This window comes from Flavobacterium sp. LC2016-23 (genome assembly GCF_009674775.1).
In the GTDB taxonomy this organism is placed as follows: Bacteria; Bacteroidota; Bacteroidia; order Flavobacteriales; family Flavobacteriaceae; genus Flavobacterium.
The window spans coordinates 1-2,141 of sequence record NZ_WKKE01000052.1; the positions used below are offsets into that span (position 1 = coordinate 1).

The window sequence follows — 2,141 nt, forward strand, 5'->3', positions numbered from 1 at the left end:
TCTGAAACCGCCTGCTGCATTCTGGCCTGCGAAAAACTATTTGATAAAGGCACATAGGTAATTCCGGTCTTCAGACACGACAGTAAGCTTCCGATGAGTTCTTTTCCGCTTGGCAATAATACCCCAACAGAATTATCAGAAGACAAGCCTGTATCTACTAACAAACCGCTTAACTGGTTCGCAAATGCATTTAACGAGGCGTAAGTCGTATGGGCATTAGCCTCTTGTATTGCCGTATGCTCCGGATATGTAGCTACAATGTCCTCGAAACTTTTGTGAAGGTATGATGGAGCTGTTTTTTGTACAGGCTTTTCAAACCAGCCATTTGAAGACAATTCTTCTTCGCCCAGATAGGTTAAATCCTTCATGGAAGTTTCAGGCGTATTTAAAATTTCTGCTACTAAATTTTCGATGTGATGCTGCATACGCACTATTCGGTCGGCATCATATAAATCGGTATTGTATTCAATACCACACTCGATAGCATGTTCGTGCTCTACAAACTGAAAACGTAAATCGCCTTTACTGATTTCTAACTCTTCGTTAACAGAGGCCACTTCCAGACCTTCCATCTTTAAGGTGTCCATCAATTGCAGGTCAACATTTTGCAGAATAATCACCACATCAAATAAAGAAGGGTTGTTTTGATCAATATTGCTCCATAAATCTTCTACTAATACGTCAAAAGGATAGGCCTGATGGCTAAAACCCTCTAAACATACCTGTTTTACATGAGCCAGTAATTCGTTGAAACTATCATCACCTCTGAATTGTGCACGCAGTGCCAAAGTATTGATATACAGACCTATTTGATTCTCCAAATCAGCATGGTTTCTGCCTGCTACCGGTGTTCCTAAAGTAATATCCGATTGCCCGGTGTAACGGTACAATAAGGCATAGACTAACGCACTAACCCCCATAAATAAGGTACATCCTGATGCAGCGCATATTGCTTTTAATCCTTCACTTGCTGCAGCAGAAAATAAAAAATGATGCTGTGCCCCTTTATCGCTTATTACTGCCGGACGCGGACGATCTGATGCCAATTCTATTCTTGGAGCATCTGCCAGATGATTTTTCCAATAGCTTCCGGAAGCTTCAAATTCAGCCGTCTTTACCATTGAAGACTGCCACGCCGCGTAATCTTTATATTGAATCGGCAAGGGTTCCAGGGAAACTTCCTGTTTTAAAACTAATGCATTGTAATAGCTCACTAAATCACGTACCAGAATCTGAATCGACCATTCATCTGAAATGATATGATGGTCAACAAACACCAAATCGTAGGTGTTTGCTCCGTAAGAGAGTAATTTTATTCGGAATAACGGCCATTGGCTAAGATCGAAAGGCTTGTGACGCAATTCTTCTACGAATATACTTCTGCCTTCGGGAGCTGCGCTAAGATCTATGGTTTCAATATGAACCACAAATTCATGGGCTTCTACTATTTTTTGACGTGGTTCTCCGTCTTTTAAGATAAAGATCGTTCTAAGGCTCTCATGGCGCTCTACTAATCTTTTGAATGATTGGGTTAAAGCCTCTATGTCTAAATTTCCTTCTAAACGATAGACATCTACACCATTAAAGGAAGAACTCTCTCCTTTTTGCTGCTCAATAAGCCACATACGACGCTGTGCATGAGAAAGCGCATAATCTTCCTGTAGAGCGATTTTTGGTATAGCCGTGTATGTAGTTTTATTAGTGGAATTTGACACCAAAGCTGCTTGTGCCTTTAATTCTGAATAGTTGAAAACATCCGCAATACTTAATTGTATATCATGCTTTTTATAGACATGTGTAATTAATTGCATTGCTTTTAAAGAAGATCCTCCTAAATCAAAAAACGAATTATTTCTTCCGATACTGCTTTGCGGAACGCCCAGCAATTCGGCCCAGATCGTACTAAGGGAAGTTTCAATCGTTCCGACTGGTGTTTCGTAATTGCTGCCTCGCAATAATTCTGATGGTTTCGGTAAGGCACGTTTGTCAACTTTACCATTTAAGGTCAACGGAAACTCTTCCAGATAAATAAAGTAATCCGGAATACTGCTGCGGTCCAATTGCGCCGATAAAAGCAAACGCAATTCTCCGGAACCGTATTCTGTTCCGCTGTAATAACACAATAACGAATCCGCCGAGGC

The 2,141-nt window shown here is 40.8% G+C and carries 1 protein-coding gene; it reads right to left on the reverse strand.

Features of this window, described 5'->3' with window-relative positions:
* On the reverse strand, positions 1–2,141 hold a 2,141-nt coding region (locus tag GJU43_RS22650; protein ID WP_154344173.1), incomplete at both ends, for a condensation domain-containing protein.